Origin of the sequence: Shewanella sp. GXUN23E (genome assembly GCF_050865035.1) — a bacterium.
Lineage (GTDB): Bacteria > Pseudomonadota > Gammaproteobacteria > Enterobacterales > Shewanellaceae > Shewanella.
In genome coordinates, this window is the sequence record NZ_JBOZWP010000012.1 from 37,353 (window position 1) to 52,547 (window position 15,195).

Below are 15,195 nucleotides of genomic sequence, written 5' to 3' on the forward strand. Positions count from 1 at the left end.
TGGGCAAAAAATGAAATGGAAACGTATTAAGTCGGGTCTGTTTGAACATGTCGGCAGTTGAGCATGCCGGCGCCATAAGAGATAACCAACAAATTGAGCGAGGGACAGAGTATGAGTTCAGTGAGAAAAACCGCAGTAGCAGTAGCTTTGGGTGCCGTGGTCGTTGGCAGTGTGTACGCCTCTGAAGTGGACGCCAGCCCTTTTGGTTTCGAGCAAATGTCCGGCGGCTACCAGCTTGTCGGTGGCGAAGGCAAATGCGGTGAAGGCAAATGCGGTGGCGATAAAAAAGCCAGCGAAGGCAAATGTGGTGAAGGTAAGGGCGGCGACAAGAAAGCCACTGAAGGTAAGTGTGGTGAAGGCAAGTGCGGCGGCGACAAAAAAGCCACAGAAGGTAAATGCGGAGAAGGCAAATGCGGCGCTGACAAGAAAGCCAAAGAGGGCAAATGCGGCGGCGATAAAAAAGCCAAAGAAGGAAAATGTGGTGAAGGTAAGTGCGGTGGCGACAAGAAAGCCAAAGAAGGTAAGTGTGGCGGTGCCCACTGATCTTCCGTGCTGAATAACAGGGTCGGTAAAGCCGACCCTGTGTTGTCTGATGTACCGACAGGAGAGAGAGCATGAACAAACAAGCGGGATTGGGACTGAGACGGGAAATGCTGGATGAGTTTTGTCACAGTGTGCCCGAGGCGATCGATTTTTTTGAAGTCGCTCCGGAAAACTGGATGACACTGGGGGGCCGATTTGGTTACCAGTTTCGGCAGTTGACGGAAGCCCACCGATTTTTTGCTCATGGTTTGTCTTTGTCCATCGGCGGTCCTGGTCCGCTGGATATTGATTTTGTCAAAAGTGTCAAAACCTTTATGGATGAGCACGGGATTGAGTGTTACTCAGAGCACTTGAGTTACTGCTCGGGTGGCGGTCATCTGTATGATCTGATGCCGATTCCTTTTACGCAGGAAGCGGTGCGTTACGTTGCCGGACGTGTACGCCAGGTTGAAGACATTATCGAGCGTCCACTCATCCTGGAGAATGTGTCTTTTTATGCCGCACCTGGTGCAGAGATGACTGAGCTGGAATTTGTTAACGCTGTGCTCGCCGAGGCCGACTGTCGGCTACTGCTTGATGTGAACAACATTTATGTAAATTCCATCAATCACCAGTACGATGCCAGCGCCTTTTTGCGGGCCATGCCAACAGAGCGGATAAGCTACATCCATATCGCCGGTCATTATGTTGAAGCGCCGGATCTTATTGTTGATACTCACGGCGCCGATGTCGTGGATCCTGTCTGGCAGTTGCTGGCTGATTGTTATGCTATTCATGGGGTACATCCCACCTTACTGGAGCGTGATTTTAACATTCCCTCCACTCAGGTACTGCTTGCTGAAATTGAGCAAATTCATCGTCTGCAACGACATGCTCAACCTGAATCAAGGAGGGCCTGATGTCGTTTCAGCAAATTCAGTCCAGTTTTATCGACTATATCCGCGATCCATCCCATCCACTTCCAGTGGATACCGATACCCGCCACATGCAGGTGTATCGCGAGCTGTTTTTCAATAATGTCGAAGGTTTTGTGGGCAACGCCATGCCGGTACTCAAAAGTTTGTATGAGGAGCCGGATTGGTTGGCTCTGGTGCAGACTTTTTTCGCTGAGCATGATTGCCGTACGCCGATATTTGTTGAGATTGCCGGAGAGTTTCTGGATTTTCTGGTCAATGAGTATGAACCCGGCAGCGCAGATCCGCCTTTTATGTTGGAGCTGGCGCACTATGAATATCTGGAGTTGCAGGTCGCGGTCACGCGCGATAACCCGGTGTTTGTGCGTTTGGATATCATCGCTGCGCAGGACCGATTGGTATTGTCACCGCTGGCGCGGGTTGCCCAGTACGCCTACGAGGTTCAGCATATCGGGCCCGATTATCGACCGACAGAGCCTGCCAGCCAGCCACAGTATTTCTGTGTCTATCGCGATGATATGCATGAGGTCGAGTTTTTATCCCTGGCACCGTTGACTGCTCAGGTACTTAACGTTCTGGCGGATGGGCGGGGATGGCAGATAAGTGAGTTAACTGAATGGTGTAAAGCCAATTTCCCATCATTGGATGTTTCCATGATTGAGCAGGGGATCTTGCCGCTGCTGACGCAAATGGCTCAAAAAGGCATCATTCGCAAACTGATTGCTTAAAGTTTGGTCGCATGTTCACGCAAAAGTATGACGTCTTTTTTTACATCAACTAAAATGTGACTGAAATCACACTGGAAGTTGGTTGTAAGGAAGAAGACTCATGAGCGATGCCCCTTTTAAAGAACCATTTAATGGATTGTATGTTGTGGTATTTCTGTTGACCCTGTTGATTGCTACTTTGCCTGCAACCCTGTCGTGGCTGAAGTTGGCCGGACTGGTGTAAACCTGAGAGGGTGCGAACATCGCTGTTGTGGGGTGTTCGTGCCAGTTGTGACGGTTTACGCCGTGTTTGAATTCATTATACTTCCCAGCCACTCTTATTCAGTAAGAGATGAAATGGTGGTCTGAACTCAGGGTAAATGGATGATAGTAAAACGTGGCTTTTTTCTGTGTGTTGGTTTAACCAGTCTGGCGCTGGGGATATTGGGTATAGTGCTGCCTTTGTTACCAACAGTTCCTTTCATCCTGCTTTCTGCCTACTGCTTTGCCCGCTCCAGTGAACGTTTGCACAACTGGTTGTTGCAGCACCCCTGGTTTTCCCAGAGCCTCAGAGATTGGGAAGAAAAGCGTGCGGTCAGGCCTGGTCTTAAACGTCGTGCCATGATGGTTAGCCTGCTCAGTTTTGGTGTGAGTATTGCGATTGTGCCACTGGTGTGGGTCAAAATTATGCTGTGTGTCTGTTGTCTGGCGCTCATGTGTTATCTGTGGCGCCTGCCCGTGATAGCGTCCCATGAGATTCAGCGATCTGAGTAAGCCATTTGGCTGTAAAACAGCAGACTTTCCGTTGCAATGTCGCTTTTCTGGTTTTTTCTCATGAAATTGTCATGCATTTGATATAGGATCCCGGCGCCTTTTGACAGGAGCAGAGAAATCAGGATGACTCACAGTGTATTGATCGTTGATGATAACCGGATCAGTCGCGACAGCTTAAGGGATCTGTTTGACGCCGCAGGCTGGCAGGTCACGACAAGAGACAATGGCATACAGGCCCTGCAGGCCTGTGAACAACAACATTTTGATGCGGTGATCACCGGGTATTTCATGCCCATCATCGATGGTCCCCATTTGCTGGGTATTTTAAAAGGGAAAGCGGCATTTCAGTCCGTTCCCGTGGTGATGCTCAGCACCCGCAGTTTCGAGCAGATAGCCGAGCATACCGATACCGAAAAGCTGGCGTTCTTTATGAGCAAACCGCTGAATTGTGAAGCCAGACAAGCCTTGGTCAGTCGCTTGTCTGAGGTTGTGGTTGCAACCAAAGAGAAAGCGGCTTAAGCTTGTCCCGGATTGACCACCTTCACTTTTACCCTGCAAATTGGCGTAGGTGAGGGCATGTATGAGTCCACCTCGTGTGGACTTTTTTGTTGTTTACGTCCGGCTACCCGTATGTGTGGGTAGCGGCGAGTTAAGTAATTGAATATGTCTATGAACAGTGAAAGCTTAACCCTCATCAAGCAGAGCATTAAAACCATTCCTGATTACCCCAAGCAGGGCATTATGTTCCGCGATGTAACCAGCTTGCTGGAAGATGCAGAGGCTTATCAGGCGACTATTGCAGCGCTGGTGGCTCAGTATCAGGGAATGGGATTTACCAAAGTTGTGGGCACTGAAGCCCGCGGTTTTCTGTTTGGTGCGCCGTTGGCACTGGAGCTGGGTGTAGGATTCGTTCCTGTTCGCAAGCCAGGCAAACTGCCACGTGAGACCATCGCCGAAAGCTATGAGCTGGAATATGGTCACGACACCCTGGAAATTCATAAAGATGCCATCAAACCGGGCGACAAAGTGCTGGTGGTTGATGATCTGCTGGCCACGGGTGGCACTATTGAAGCCACGGTAAAACTGATCCGTGCGCTGGGTGGTGATGTAAACCATGCTGCTTTTGTTATCTCCCTGCCGGATCTGGGCGGCGAGCAACGTTTGCAGGCACAGGGACTGGAACTCTTCACACTTTGTGAGTTTGAAGGCGAATAATCCAGCGTCCCCAAAGCTCGGCGTAGTCACCTTGTAGCATGTCCTGAAATAGCGTGCTATTGTGCCCAGACTACGCGGAGCTTGCTCCCGGAACTAATTAACTTTTGGGGAGTTTCATGTCTTACCAGGTGTTGGCCAGAAAATGGCGCCCTGCCAATTTTGACCAGGTAGTTGGTCAATCCCATGTACTGCATGCGCTGACCAATGCGCTCAGCCAACAACGACTGCATCATGCTTATCTGTTTACCGGCACCCGTGGTGTGGGTAAAACCAGTCTTGCGCGCCTGTTTGCCAAAGGCCTTAACTGCGAAACCGGCGTGACCGCCAATCCCTGCGGCCAATGCGCCAGTTGTATTGAAATTGCCCAGGGTCGCTTCGTTGACCTGATTGAAGTGGATGCCGCGTCCCGTACTAAGGTAGATGATACCCGGGAGTTGCTGGACAATGTGCAGTACCGCCCGACCCGCGGTCGTTACAAGGTTTACCTGATCGACGAAGTGCACATGTTGTCGCGGTCCAGTTTCAATGCCTTACTCAAGACCCTGGAAGAGCCGCCTGAGCACGTCAAATTCCTGCTGGCCACGACAGATCCCCAAAAGCTGCCGGTGACCGTGCTGTCCCGTTGCCTGCAGTTCAATCTCAAAAGTTTGAGTCAGGAAGATATTGCCGGGCAGCTGCATCATGTGCTCACCGAAGAGCAACTGCCTTTTGAACCTCAGGCACTGACCTTGCTGGCCAAGTCCGCCAATGGCTCGATGCGTGACGCTCTGAGTCTGACCGATCAGGCGATTGCCTTTGGTGCAGGCCAGGTGATGCTCAGTCAGGTGCAGACCATGTTGGGCACCATAGATGAACAACAGGTAATTGCATTGCTTGGGGCGTTGCTCAGGGGCGATGTGGCTCAGCTGATGCATTTGACGGCGCAGATTTTAAGTTACGGCGCCGATGCCGACGAAGTGCTGCGCAGTCTGCTGGAATTGTTGCATCAAATCACCCTGACGCAGTTTGCTCCTGCGGCAGCGCAGCTGTCGCTGTACGCTGAGCAGATCAAAGGCTTTGCCAGCGTGCTCAAAGCTGAGCAAATCCAACTGTATTACCAGATTTTGCTGACAGGTCGCAAAGACTTACCCCATGCTCCGGATCCCAAGTCCGGGCTGGAGATGGCGCTCTTGCGGGCAGTGGCATTTTTACCCGAACCGGTTGCCGGTCACTGGACACCTGCGGCAGGAGGCTCGCACTCGCCGGGAAAGACTGAGCCTGCCGGTGGAACGACCGGCACGGAAGGGGACGACACCTCTGCTCAGGCTGTGTCGCAACCAGCGTTGCAATTAGCGTCGCAGCCGGCATCACCAGCGATGGTCAGCATTCCATCAGCATCCACAACGCAAAATGACGTCGAGACTGCGACCAGGCCGGAGTGTGCCCCGAACTCTTCTGATGAGCTCAACCAGGCTGGGATTGCCGGTGGTGAGGCTGTAACTGATGCTGCCCGCGTTGCCGAGGAAGAAACACCTGCGCCAGCGCTGGATAGTCAGTGTTCCTGGTCATCAACGACAGTCGCTCACACTGACACTCAAATCGAGACCACAGCCAACGCTCAAGCTGTGTCTGACTCGGGGGCTGAAGATGATATCCCGAATGACGCTGCCTTGTTGGCCGAGCAGGCGCTGCTGCTCAGTCAGGCGCAGTCACTGGGATACGGAGAGGATGACGCTGCCACCGGGCTAAGTCAGGGCGCAGATACTGCGTCTGAGCCGCTTGATACTGCTGATGGCGCAAAGCCATCCCAGCACGCTGATGCCAACGGGGCCTGCGCCCAATCCGTGCAAATCGAAGGTGGGGACATGTCTGCATCGATGGCGAGCGCAGAAGATGATTTAGCCGCCTATGAACAGTACTTTATGGGCGATATGGATGCTGAGCCCTCTTCGCTGCCGGTGGATATGCAGGAAATGCAATTCGTACCTGCCGATGACGCCGCGCCTGCGCCGCTGCTCAGTCGACCTGCTGCTGACATCGGTCTTGATGATGATTTTCTGGACGCTATCTTGGCCGCCCGGGATTCATTGTTGGCCGGTTTGCAAACCGATGAATCGACAGGGGCAGTGGTCGCCGCTCAAACAGCATCAACAGGTACAACAGCTCATCGCCCCTCGACGGTGGATGCGCCGACTGCCAGCAATGTCAGTCATGCCACTCAGCAACAGGCTCAGGAGGCAGAACACGAATTTAGTGCCGGTATTGAGTCGGATAGTGAGGCTGGCATCGGCATGGCGACCGAGATATCTGACGTGGTGAGTAACACTGTTACTCCGCCAATGACTGCTGAGCATGATGATGCAAGCTGTGGGTATCTTGAATCATTGCAACATACGCCTGGCAGAGCGGAGCCGCTGACTGCCTTCATCGCCGATGAAGACCGTCCCCCTTGGGAGGATGCGCCGATTCAACAGGTTGTCAATGTGGATACCTTACCGGCAATCGATGATGTCTTTTCCGGGCAATTCCGGGCAGAAGATGATGTGTTGTCCACCCGGGAGTTCGCCGGCAAGGAGATGGCGGCATCAATCGATACCGACACGCCTGTGGTTGACATTTTACCAGCGGTCCGTCAACCAGAGCTGAAGACTTCGACAAAAACGGGCAAGCCAGTCAACGATACGATTGATGGCGGCGTGTTGACCGTGGCTGGCGATGTGCAGGGGCATGCGCTGGATTTACACTGGTATAAACAGATGTCCGGGCTCAAAATTGGTGGGCGGGTACGACAACTGGCAGTCAACTCCATTTGTTTATCCTGGGGTGAACAAATCGCACTGCTGCTCAAGCCGGATCAAAAGCATCTGGCGGCGGCATCGGCTATTGAGCAACTTAAGGAAGCCCTGGGCGAGCTGGCCGGAATGGCGTTATCCGTGACCGTTGAAGTTGGTCAGGATGCGCAGCGGGAAACGCCGCGGGAAGTGCGGGCCCGATTCCATCAGGAATTGCTGGTGGCCGCCCGAACGGCGTTGCATGATGATGACAATATTCGCTGGTTGACTCAGGTCATGGGCGCTCAGCTGGATGACGACTCTGTGGTGTATCCCGGTGAGCTGTTATCCATCAAGGGCCGCAGTATTCCTGAACTTGGCTCGCAATAAGCGCCACGCGGCTTCGGGTACGATTGCTAATCTATCTGAATTCAGTAAGATTAGCCGACTTAACGCTATTTAACTCTAGAGAAGTAAGACTATGTTTGGAAAAGGCGGAATGGGCAACCTGATGAAGCAGGCCCAGATGATGCAAGAGAAAATGGCTCGCATGCAGGAAGAAATTGCCCGCATGGAAATGACCGGTGAAGCCGGTGCCGGCCTGGTAAAAGTGACCATGACTGGATCTCACAACGTACGTAAAGTGGAAATCGATCCCAGCCTGCTGGAAGACGACAAAGAGATGCTGGAAGATCTGATCGCTGCTGCCTGCAACGATGCAGCACGTCGCATTGAAGAAAATCAGAAAGCCAAAATGGCCGAAGTGACCGGTGGCATGCAACTGCCTCCTGGCATGAAGCTGCCATTCTAAGCGGAGCTGATATGAAGTTCTCTCCTCTGGTGGATGAGTTGATCCAATCCCTCAGATGTTTGCCCGGTGTGGGCCCAAAATCTGCCCAGCGTATGGCGTTCCACCTGCTCGAGCGGGGACGTCCTGCGGGTAAGAATCTTGCCGATGTCATGGCCAGAGCCATGAGTGAGGTGGGCCACTGCCGGTCGTGTCGTACCTTCACCGAGCAGACGCTTTGTCCTATTTGTGACAGCGCCCGTCGGGGACAATCAGACACCATTTGTGTGGTGGAGACGCCGGCAGACGTGCTGGCGATTGAAGCCGGAGGTCATTTCAGCGGCCGCTATTTTGTGCTGCTGGGGCATCTGTCACCGCTCGACGGTGTCGGGCCTGAGGAACTTGGGCTGTCATTGCTGGAAGAACATCTGGCTGCAGGCAAGGTCAGTGAATTGATCCTGGCCACCAATCCCACCGTTGAGGGGGATGCCACCGCGCACTTTATCGCGGATATTGCCAGACGCTATCAGGTCAATGTCAGCCGTATCGCTCACGGCGTCCCCGTGGGCGGTGAGCTTGAATATGTCGACAGTACCACACTGGCACTGGCCTTTACCGGTCGCCAGTCGTTCTGAATCGCCGTCAGGCACGAAAACCAGACTTTATGTCTGGTTTTTTTTTAGCCGTTTGTTTGCAATGTGAATTTTTTCCCTTGAAAAGCATTTTCCCGGCCCCATCTTTGATAACAGTTCATTGTGTAACAACAAGGGAAAAACTTATGTCACATCAGGAAACTCATGGTTTTCAGACCGAAGTCAAACAGCTGCTGCATTTGATGATCCACTCTTTGTACTCCAACAAAGAGATCTTTTTGCGGGAGCTGGTGTCCAACGCCGCCGACGCTGCCGACAAGCTGCGCTACCTGGCTCTGACCAATGACGCCCTGTACGAAGGCGATGGTCAATTGCGGGTGCGGATCAGCGCTGACAGCGAAAAGCGCACCATTACCATCGAGGATAATGGTATTGGTATGACCCGTGATGGTGTCATCGAACATCTGGGTACCATTGCCAAGTCCGGTACGGCTGAGTTTTTCAAGAATCTGTCCGGTGATGCGGCCCGGGATTCTCAGCTTATCGGTCAGTTTGGTGTAGGCTTCTATTCCGCCTTTATCGTGGCCGACAAGGTGACTGTGCGCACCCGTGCCGCCGGTCACAAAGCCGATGAAGGGGTGAAGTGGGAGTCTGAAGGTGAAGGCAACTTCACTGTGGAAACCATCACCAAAAACAACCGCGGTACCGAAATCACTCTGCACCTGCGTGAAGAGGAAAAAGAGTTCGCTGACGAATGGCGTCTGCGCTCCATCATCACCAAGTACTCAGACCATATCTCCATTCCGGTAGAAATGTGGGAAGAAGGGACTCCTGAGCATGAAGGTCCGGATGGCGAGAAAATCCCTGCCACCGAAGGTCAGTGGAAGGTGATGAACAAAGCCACCGCCCTGTGGATGCGTTCCCGCTCGGAAGTGACCGACGAAGAGTACAAAGAGTTCTACAAGCATATCTCCCACGATTTTGCCGATCCGCTGACCTGGTCGCACAACAAGGTGGAAGGTAATCAGGAATACACCAGCCTGCTGTACATTCCATCCAAAGCCCCCTGGGATATGTGGAACCGTGACCGCAAGCATGGCCTGAAGCTGTTTGTGCAGCGGGTGTTCATTATGGATGACGCCGAGCAGTTTATGCCGTCCTACCTGCGGTTTGTGCAGGGCCTCATTGACTCCAACGACCTGCCGCTGAACGTCTCCCGTGAAATTTTGCAGGACAACAAAGTCACCCGTACCCTGCGTAATGCGCTGACCAAGCGGGTTTTGGGCATGCTGGAAAAGCTGGCCAAAGACGACGCTGACAAGTACCAGCAGTTCTGGAGCGAATTTGGTCAGGTGATGAAAGAAGGCCCGGCGGAAGATTTCGCCAACAAGGAGCGCATCGCCGGTCTGCTGCGTTTCGCTTCCACTCATGCGGATTCGGCGGCGCCGACTGTGTCGCTGGATGACTACATCAGCCGCATGAAAGACGGGCAGAAGCACATTTACTATATTGTGGCAGACAGCTATGAGGCCGCAGCCAACAGCCCACATCTGGAATTGCTGCGCAAAAAAGGCGTAGAAGTGCTGCTGATGAGTGAGCGCATCGACGAGTGGCTGGTTAACCATCTCAATGAATATAAAGAGAAACAGCTGCACAGCGTGACTCAGGGCGATCTGGATCTGGGTGAGCTGGAAGATGCTGCTGAGAAAGAGCAGCAGGAAAAACTGGCCAAAGAGAGCGAGTCGCTGGTGGCGCGCTTCAAGACTGCTCTGGGCGATAAGGTCAAAGAGGTGAAGGTGACTTCCCGTCTGACCGACACGCCAGCCTGTGTGGTCGCCGGTGAAGGCGAGATGTCTTCCCAGATGATCAAGTTGATGCAGGCGGCTGGTCAGGCAGTGCCTGAATCCAAGCCGGTGTTTGAACTCAATCCTGCGCATCCGCTGGTTCAGCGTTTGAACGACGAGCAGGATGAGCAGGCCTTTGCTGACTGGGCCAACCTGATCCTGCAACAGGCACTTCTGTCAGAAAAAGGCAGCCTGGCCGATCCGTCCAGCTTCATTAAGCTGATGAACAATATGTTGTTGGCCGGACTCAAGTAATGTGATGATAACGGGGCCTTTGGGCCCCGTTTTTCAGCGGACTGAGACGGTATGGCTGAGCAAGGCATGTTGAGCCATACCGCCTGGGGAAGATTATGGAAACTATTCTGGATTTAACTAAAGAGAACATTCAGGACGTCGTCAATGCCAGCATGGAAAAGCTGGTTGTGCTGGCCTTTTGGGCTGGGCAGCAGCCCGAGAGTGTGGCGACTGTGCAGACTCTGGAGCAATTGTGTCGGGGCCGGTTCATTCTGGCGAAGGTGGATTGCGAAGCGCAGATGGAAATCGCTTCTTACTTCCGTATTCAGGCACTGCCCACCATATTGCTGCTCAGTCAGGGGCAGCCGGTGGATGGTCTGGCCGGGCCTCAGGATGCCGCGGCGCTGTCGGCGTTGCTGGAGAAACATCTGCCACCTGTGTGGCAACTGCAGTTGGACGAGGCGCGGCAAATACTGGCGGCCAATCCGGACGACAGTCAGTTACAACAGGCGATAGCGTTGTTGACTCAGGCCCTGCAGGCCAAACCCGGCGATGATATTCGTCTGGCGCTGGCAGATGCGTATTTACAGGCTCATGAGCTGGCGGCGGCAGAAACCGAGCTTAATGCGGTAGGGCTTGCCGGACAGGACAGCTACTATCAGACCCTGATGGCCAAGTTGCAACTGGCTCAGGAGGCGGCTGATACACCGGAAATCCGCGAGTTGCAGCAAAAGTTTGAGGCAACGCCCGATAATCTGGATATTCGTCAGCAACTTGCCAAAGCGCTGCATCAGGCACACCGAGATGAAGAAGCACTGGCACTGCTGTTTGATGTGCTTAAGCAGGATTTGGGTGCGGGCAATGGTCAGGTCAAACAGGTATTTCTGGATATTCTGACCGCCATCGGTCAGGGCAATGTTCTGGCCAATCAATATCGTCGCAAACTGTACTCATTGCTGTACTGATCTAACGTCGGTGCAGAACTCAGGAAGGTGCGAATAAGTCCAGTGCTTGCTCTGCGAGGACTTGTTCGCACCTTCCCAGATTCGATAAGACGATGAAATATTAAGCGAGCTTAGTCTAAGGTCTTAGTAAAAGCCCTTCTATATGGCAGCCATATGTGCGAAGATCGCTGCCCGAAAACATATACGAATGCGAAACGAGAGGATTTCTGAAATGCGCATTATCCTGTTGGGCGCCCCGGGTGCCGGTAAAGGAACCCAGGCTCAATTCATTATGGGGCACTTTGGTATTCCACAAATCTCCACCGGCGACATGCTGCGTGCCGCAGTGAAAGCGGGAACTCCGCTGGGTCTGGAAGCCAAAAAGGTGATGGATGCAGGTCAACTGGTTTCCGATGATTTGATCATCGGTCTGGTAAAAGAGCGCATTGCTCAGGACGATTGTGCCAAGGGCTTCCTGCTGGACGGTTTCCCACGCACCATTCCTCAGGCTGACGCTATGGTAGCCAATGGTATCAACATCGACCATGTGGTTGAAATTGATGTACCGGATGAAGAGATCGTCAAGCGTATGAGCGGCCGTCGTGTACATCCAGGTTCTGGCCGTACTTACCATGTGGTATTCAATCCACCTAAAGTAGAAGGTAAGGATGACGTGACCGGTGAAGATCTGGTTATTCGTCCGGATGATGAAGAATCCACAGTACGCAAGCGTCTGGATATTTATCATGAGCAGACCAAGCCGCTGGTGAACTACTACGGTAATATGGCTGCTGAAGGTAACACCAAATACAGCAAGTTCGATGGCACTCAGTCCGTTGCCGATGTGACTGCTCAGGTCGTTGCTGCGCTGAAGTAATCTTCTGTGTTGCTTAAAAAGCCCGCGTTTGCGGGCTTTTTTGTTACCGGACAAAAGCTTGGCCCCGGAGAGTGGAAATTGATTTGCTGCGCAGGCCACGCTGAAAAATCTGTTGAATGACTGGTGAAGCGGCTGATTTGTGGTAGAATCTGCCGCCTTCAAACCAGGGCAAAAATGCACCGCACACCTCCTGTGTTGTGAGGTTTTTGGATTCTGGCGTAAGCTTAATTTTTACGGTAGCGGCAGGAGTGAGTCGTTATCAGCAGAGCATGGACGCCGCAACAGAGAATGAGATATGAAGTTTCCCGGTCAGCGCAAATCCAAGCATTATTTTCCTGTCAAAACCCGAGATCCTCTGTTGGCTCAGCTGACTCAGCTGCCAGAGCCTTTTACCACTTATATCAGTGGTATCGATCAGACACTGGTTGATATTGAGGCCAAAGTCGAAGACGAACTGCTGGCCCGTTACAATCTGCCAAAAGGGAACTCCACGCTGATCAACGATGAGCAGGCGCACGCTCTGTATACTGAGCTGCAAAGCCAGGGCCTCATCAGTGATGAGTTTGCCGGTGGCACCATTGGCAATACAGTGCACAATTACTCCATTTTGGCTGACGACCGCTCTGTGCTGTTTGGGGTGATGTCCAAAAATATCGAAGTGGGCAGTTACTCCTATCGTTATTTGTGCCACACCTCATCAAAGGTGGATCTGAACTATCTGCAACCTGTTGATGGCCCTATTGGCCGTTGTTTTACCCTGATCTCTGAATGTGGCGAGCGTACTTTCGCCATCAGTAAAGGGGCCATGGACAAACTCACCCCAGATTATATTGATCAGGATGTGGTTCAGGGTGGCTCTGCGCTGGTACTGACCGCGTATTTGATGCGAGCCAGCGAAGGGGATGGTATTACCGATGCCGCCATGAAGGCCATTGAGTATGCCAAAGCGGCAGAAGTGCCTGTGGTACTGACGTTGGGCACCCGCTTTTTGATCGCCGAAGATCCGCTCTGGTGGCAAAATTTCATCCGGGAACACGTTACCATTCTGGCGATGAATGAGGATGAGGCTGAGGCGCTTACCGGCCATAAAGATCCGCTGCAGGCCTGTGAGGCGACACTGGAGTGGTGCGATATGATTTTGCTGACGGCCGGCCCTGCCGGTTTGTATACCGCAGGTTATACCGATGACAACGAGAAGCGTGAAACATCACATCCTTTGCTGCCAGGCTCAATTCCTGAGTTCAACCGCTATGAATTCTCCCGTCCAAAGCTCAAGCAGGACTGTGAGCAACCGTTGAAGGTGTACGCTCATATTTCCCCATACATGGGTGGTCCGGAGCGGATCCGCAACACCAATGGTGCGGGTGATGGTGCTCTGTCTGCGTTGCTGCATGATCTGTCAGCCAATACCTTCCACAAGGCCAATGTTCCCGGCTCCAGCAAGCATAAGCGTGATGGCCTGTGTTACTCGTCGTTTTCGCAAATTTGTAAGTATGCCAACCGGGTAGCTTACGAAGTACTGGCGCAGCACAGTCCACGCCTGTCCCGTGGTTTGCCCGAGCGTGAAGACAGCCTGGAAGAAAGTTACTGGGAACGTTAATCTGTATCCCAATGAAAAAGGCGCCTGAGGGCGCCTTTTCTGTATTTCATAACCTGATTATTGCAGCTTAACGTCCAGCTTTATGCACTTCCTGCTCGAAGCTTCCTGAGGTTTTGCCGGCTTTGGGATCGTTGAACACCTGCTCATCAAACTCTCCTTCTGATTTGGCTATTACCACAGTAGCCACGGTATCGCCGGTGACGTTTACGGCGGTGCGTACCATATCCAGCAGACGGTCGACCCCAATAATCAGTGCAATCCCTTCCACCGGCAGGCCAACCTGATTCAGTACCATGGCCAGCATGATGAGGCCGACACCAGGAACCCCGGCCGTGCCAATTGACGCCAGGGTAGCGGTGACCACCACTGTGGCATAGTCGGTCAGCGTCAGTTCGATACCGAACACCTGCGCGATAAACACAGTGGCAACCCCCTGCATAATCGCGGTGCCATCCATGTTAATGGTGGCGCCAAGAGGCAGGGTGAAGGAGGCAATCTTGTTGTGGGCTCCCAGCCGATGCTCTGCCGTCTCTATGGTGACCGGTAAGGTGGCATTGGAGCTGGCAGTGCTGAAGGCAAACAGCTGCACATCGCGCATCTTACGCACAAAGGTAAAAGGACTTAAGCCTGAGAACAATTTGAGCAGAATCGGATACACCACAAAGCCATGTACCAGCAGTACCCCCAGTACTACCAGGAAATACTGCACCACACTGCTGAATGTCTCAGTGCCCAAAGACAGCGCCAGCTTGGCCATCAGGGCAAATACACCGTAAGGAGCCAGTTGCATTACCAGGGTAACCACTCGCATGATGACTTCATTGAGGTCATCAAACAGGGCAGCCACACGCTTGCCGCGATCCCCGATATGGGCGATAGCAAAACCAAAGATCACCGCAAAGATAATAATTTGCAGCATATTACCGTCAGTCATGGCCTTGAGTGGGTTGGATGGCACTATGTTGATCAGCACGCTGGCAAGACTGGGCGCTTCCTTGGCACTGTAATTCATGCTTTCGGATGCCAATGAGGCGTTACCTGGATGGACAAGAATAGCCGCCATAATGGCGATAGTCAGTGCAATCGCGGTGGTAAACAGATAAAACGCGAGTGTTTTTCCTCCCAGTCGTCCTAATTTGGAGGGTTCGCTTAACGAGCAGGTACCGCATACCAAAGAAATAAAGACCAGAGGAACAACCAGCATTTTCAAACTGGAGATAAAAATAGTTCCAACAACGTGAAGCAGTCCGTCAGTGATGTATTCCTGAATAAACTCACTGGCAGGGAATAAATTTCGCAGCAGCAGACCAAGAAATATACCTGTCCCCATGCCCAACAATATCTTGCCGGTCAAGCCAAATTTACTGTTTTTAGTCGCATTCATAGCACTTCCCATATGTTTATTATGCGTTT

Annotated in this window: 15 protein-coding genes; 14 read left to right on the forward strand and 1 reads right to left on the reverse strand. The window is 52.6% G+C overall.

The window, feature by feature from the left end:
* Nucleotides 1-111 precede the first annotated feature (111 nt).
* The 14 genes from ACRRUX_RS11875 (at nucleotide 112) to ACRRUX_RS11940 (ending at nucleotide 13,782) form a co-directional block, all read left to right on the forward strand.
* Nucleotides 112-543 (forward strand): HvfA family oxazolone/thioamide-modified RiPP metallophore, encoded by a 432-nt coding sequence (locus ACRRUX_RS11875; protein WP_432530524.1) that lies wholly within the window; start codon nucleotides 112-114, stop codon nucleotides 541-543.
* 71 nt (nucleotides 544-614) lie between these two features.
* A complete protein-coding gene (locus ACRRUX_RS11880) occupies nucleotides 615-1,442 on the forward strand; it encodes an HvfB family MNIO-type RiPP peptide maturase (RefSeq protein WP_432530526.1) in 828 nt (275 codons plus the stop codon).
* Nucleotides 1,442-2,185, forward strand: coding sequence for an HvfC family RiPP maturation protein (locus ACRRUX_RS11885; RefSeq protein WP_432530528.1), 744 nt, complete (start codon nucleotides 1,442-1,444; stop codon nucleotides 2,183-2,185). The genes ACRRUX_RS11880 and ACRRUX_RS11885 overlap by 1 nt, the downstream gene beginning before the upstream one ends.
* A gap of 100 nt (nucleotides 2,186-2,285) precedes the next feature.
* A complete protein-coding gene (locus tag ACRRUX_RS11890) occupies nucleotides 2,286-2,408 on the forward strand; it encodes a hypothetical protein (RefSeq protein WP_432530530.1) in 123 nt (40 codons plus the stop codon).
* Between the two features lie 140 nt (nucleotides 2,409-2,548).
* Entirely contained in the window at nucleotides 2,549-2,938 is a 390-nt protein-coding gene (locus tag ACRRUX_RS11895) for a YbaN family protein (RefSeq protein ID WP_432530532.1), read from the forward strand.
* A gap of 123 nt (nucleotides 2,939-3,061) precedes the next feature.
* Entirely contained in the window at nucleotides 3,062-3,457 is a 396-nt protein-coding gene (locus tag ACRRUX_RS11900) for a response regulator (RefSeq protein ID WP_432530534.1), read from the forward strand.
* Between the two features lie 144 nt (nucleotides 3,458-3,601).
* The gene (gene apt / locus ACRRUX_RS11905; RefSeq protein WP_432530536.1) at nucleotides 3,602-4,153 is read left to right on the forward strand and encodes an adenine phosphoribosyltransferase; all 552 of its coding nucleotides are present in this window, start codon (nucleotides 3,602-3,604) and stop codon (nucleotides 4,151-4,153) included.
* A 116-nt stretch (nucleotides 4,154-4,269) separates the two neighbouring features.
* Nucleotides 4,270-7,293 (forward strand): DNA polymerase III subunit gamma/tau, encoded by a 3,024-nt coding sequence (gene dnaX / locus ACRRUX_RS11910; RefSeq protein WP_432530538.1) that lies wholly within the window; start codon nucleotides 4,270-4,272, stop codon nucleotides 7,291-7,293.
* A gap of 91 nt (nucleotides 7,294-7,384) precedes the next feature.
* Nucleotides 7,385-7,714 carry a YbaB/EbfC family nucleoid-associated protein gene (locus ACRRUX_RS11915; RefSeq protein WP_432530540.1) on the forward strand — a complete coding sequence of 110 codons (330 nt, stop codon included), beginning with the start codon at nucleotides 7,385-7,387 and terminating at the stop codon, nucleotides 7,712-7,714.
* An 11-nt stretch (nucleotides 7,715-7,725) separates the two neighbouring features.
* Entirely contained in the window at nucleotides 7,726-8,325 is a 600-nt protein-coding gene (gene recR, locus ACRRUX_RS11920) for a recombination mediator RecR (protein ID WP_432530542.1), read from the forward strand.
* A gap of 143 nt (nucleotides 8,326-8,468) precedes the next feature.
* Nucleotides 8,469-10,382, forward strand: a complete 1,914-nt coding sequence (gene htpG, locus ACRRUX_RS11925) for a molecular chaperone HtpG (RefSeq protein WP_432530544.1) — start codon at nucleotides 8,469-8,471, stop codon at nucleotides 10,380-10,382.
* 95 nt (nucleotides 10,383-10,477) lie between these two features.
* Nucleotides 10,478-11,326, forward strand: coding sequence for a co-chaperone YbbN (locus ACRRUX_RS11930; protein WP_432530546.1), 849 nt, complete (start codon nucleotides 10,478-10,480; stop codon nucleotides 11,324-11,326).
* A gap of 211 nt (nucleotides 11,327-11,537) precedes the next feature.
* Nucleotides 11,538-12,182: an adenylate kinase gene (adk, locus tag ACRRUX_RS11935; protein WP_432530548.1), complete on the forward strand. Its 645-nt coding sequence runs from the start codon at nucleotides 11,538-11,540 to the stop codon at nucleotides 12,180-12,182.
* Between the two features lie 295 nt (nucleotides 12,183-12,477).
* Nucleotides 12,478-13,782 carry an inosine/guanosine kinase gene (locus ACRRUX_RS11940; protein ID WP_432530550.1) on the forward strand — a complete coding sequence of 435 codons (1,305 nt, stop codon included), beginning with the start codon at nucleotides 12,478-12,480 and terminating at the stop codon, nucleotides 13,780-13,782.
* A 67-nt stretch (nucleotides 13,783-13,849) separates the two neighbouring features.
* Here the strand turns inward: ACRRUX_RS11940 and ACRRUX_RS11945 are convergent, their stop codons facing one another.
* The gene (locus ACRRUX_RS11945) at nucleotides 13,850-15,166 is read right to left on the reverse strand and encodes a dicarboxylate/amino acid:cation symporter (RefSeq protein ID WP_432530552.1); all 1,317 of its coding nucleotides are present in this window, start codon (nucleotides 15,164-15,166) and stop codon (nucleotides 13,850-13,852) included.
* Between the last annotated feature and the right edge of the window lie 29 nt (nucleotides 15,167-15,195).

Excerpts from the sequence above, each read along its gene's own strand:
- ACRRUX_RS11875 (WP_432530524.1), top strand. The coding sequence starts at position 112 with ATGAGTTCAGTGAGAAAAACCGCAGTAGCAGTAGCTTTGGGTGCCGTG.
- ACRRUX_RS11880 (WP_432530526.1), top strand. The coding sequence starts at position 615 with ATGAACAAACAAGCGGGATTGGGACTGAGACGGGAAATGCTGGATGAG.
- ACRRUX_RS11885 (WP_432530528.1), top strand. The coding sequence starts at position 1,442 with ATGTCGTTTCAGCAAATTCAGTCCAGTTTTATCGACTATATCCGCGAT.
- ACRRUX_RS11890 (WP_432530530.1), top strand. The coding sequence starts at position 2,286 with ATGAGCGATGCCCCTTTTAAAGAACCATTTAATGGATTGTATGTTGTG.
- ACRRUX_RS11895 (WP_432530532.1), top strand. The coding sequence starts at position 2,549 with ATGATAGTAAAACGTGGCTTTTTTCTGTGTGTTGGTTTAACCAGTCTG.
- ACRRUX_RS11900 (WP_432530534.1), top strand. The coding sequence starts at position 3,062 with ATGACTCACAGTGTATTGATCGTTGATGATAACCGGATCAGTCGCGAC.
- apt (WP_432530536.1), top strand. The coding sequence starts at position 3,602 with ATGTCTATGAACAGTGAAAGCTTAACCCTCATCAAGCAGAGCATTAAA.
- dnaX (WP_432530538.1), top strand. The coding sequence starts at position 4,270 with ATGTCTTACCAGGTGTTGGCCAGAAAATGGCGCCCTGCCAATTTTGAC.
- ACRRUX_RS11915 (WP_432530540.1), top strand. The coding sequence starts at position 7,385 with ATGTTTGGAAAAGGCGGAATGGGCAACCTGATGAAGCAGGCCCAGATG.
- recR (WP_432530542.1), top strand. The coding sequence starts at position 7,726 with ATGAAGTTCTCTCCTCTGGTGGATGAGTTGATCCAATCCCTCAGATGT.
- htpG (WP_432530544.1), top strand. The coding sequence starts at position 8,469 with ATGTCACATCAGGAAACTCATGGTTTTCAGACCGAAGTCAAACAGCTG.
- ACRRUX_RS11930 (WP_432530546.1), top strand. The coding sequence starts at position 10,478 with ATGGAAACTATTCTGGATTTAACTAAAGAGAACATTCAGGACGTCGTC.
- adk (WP_432530548.1), top strand. The coding sequence starts at position 11,538 with ATGCGCATTATCCTGTTGGGCGCCCCGGGTGCCGGTAAAGGAACCCAG.
- ACRRUX_RS11940 (WP_432530550.1), top strand. The coding sequence starts at position 12,478 with ATGAAGTTTCCCGGTCAGCGCAAATCCAAGCATTATTTTCCTGTCAAA.
- ACRRUX_RS11945 (WP_432530552.1), bottom strand. The coding sequence starts at position 15,166 with ATGAATGCGACTAAAAACAGTAAATTTGGCTTGACCGGCAAGATATTG.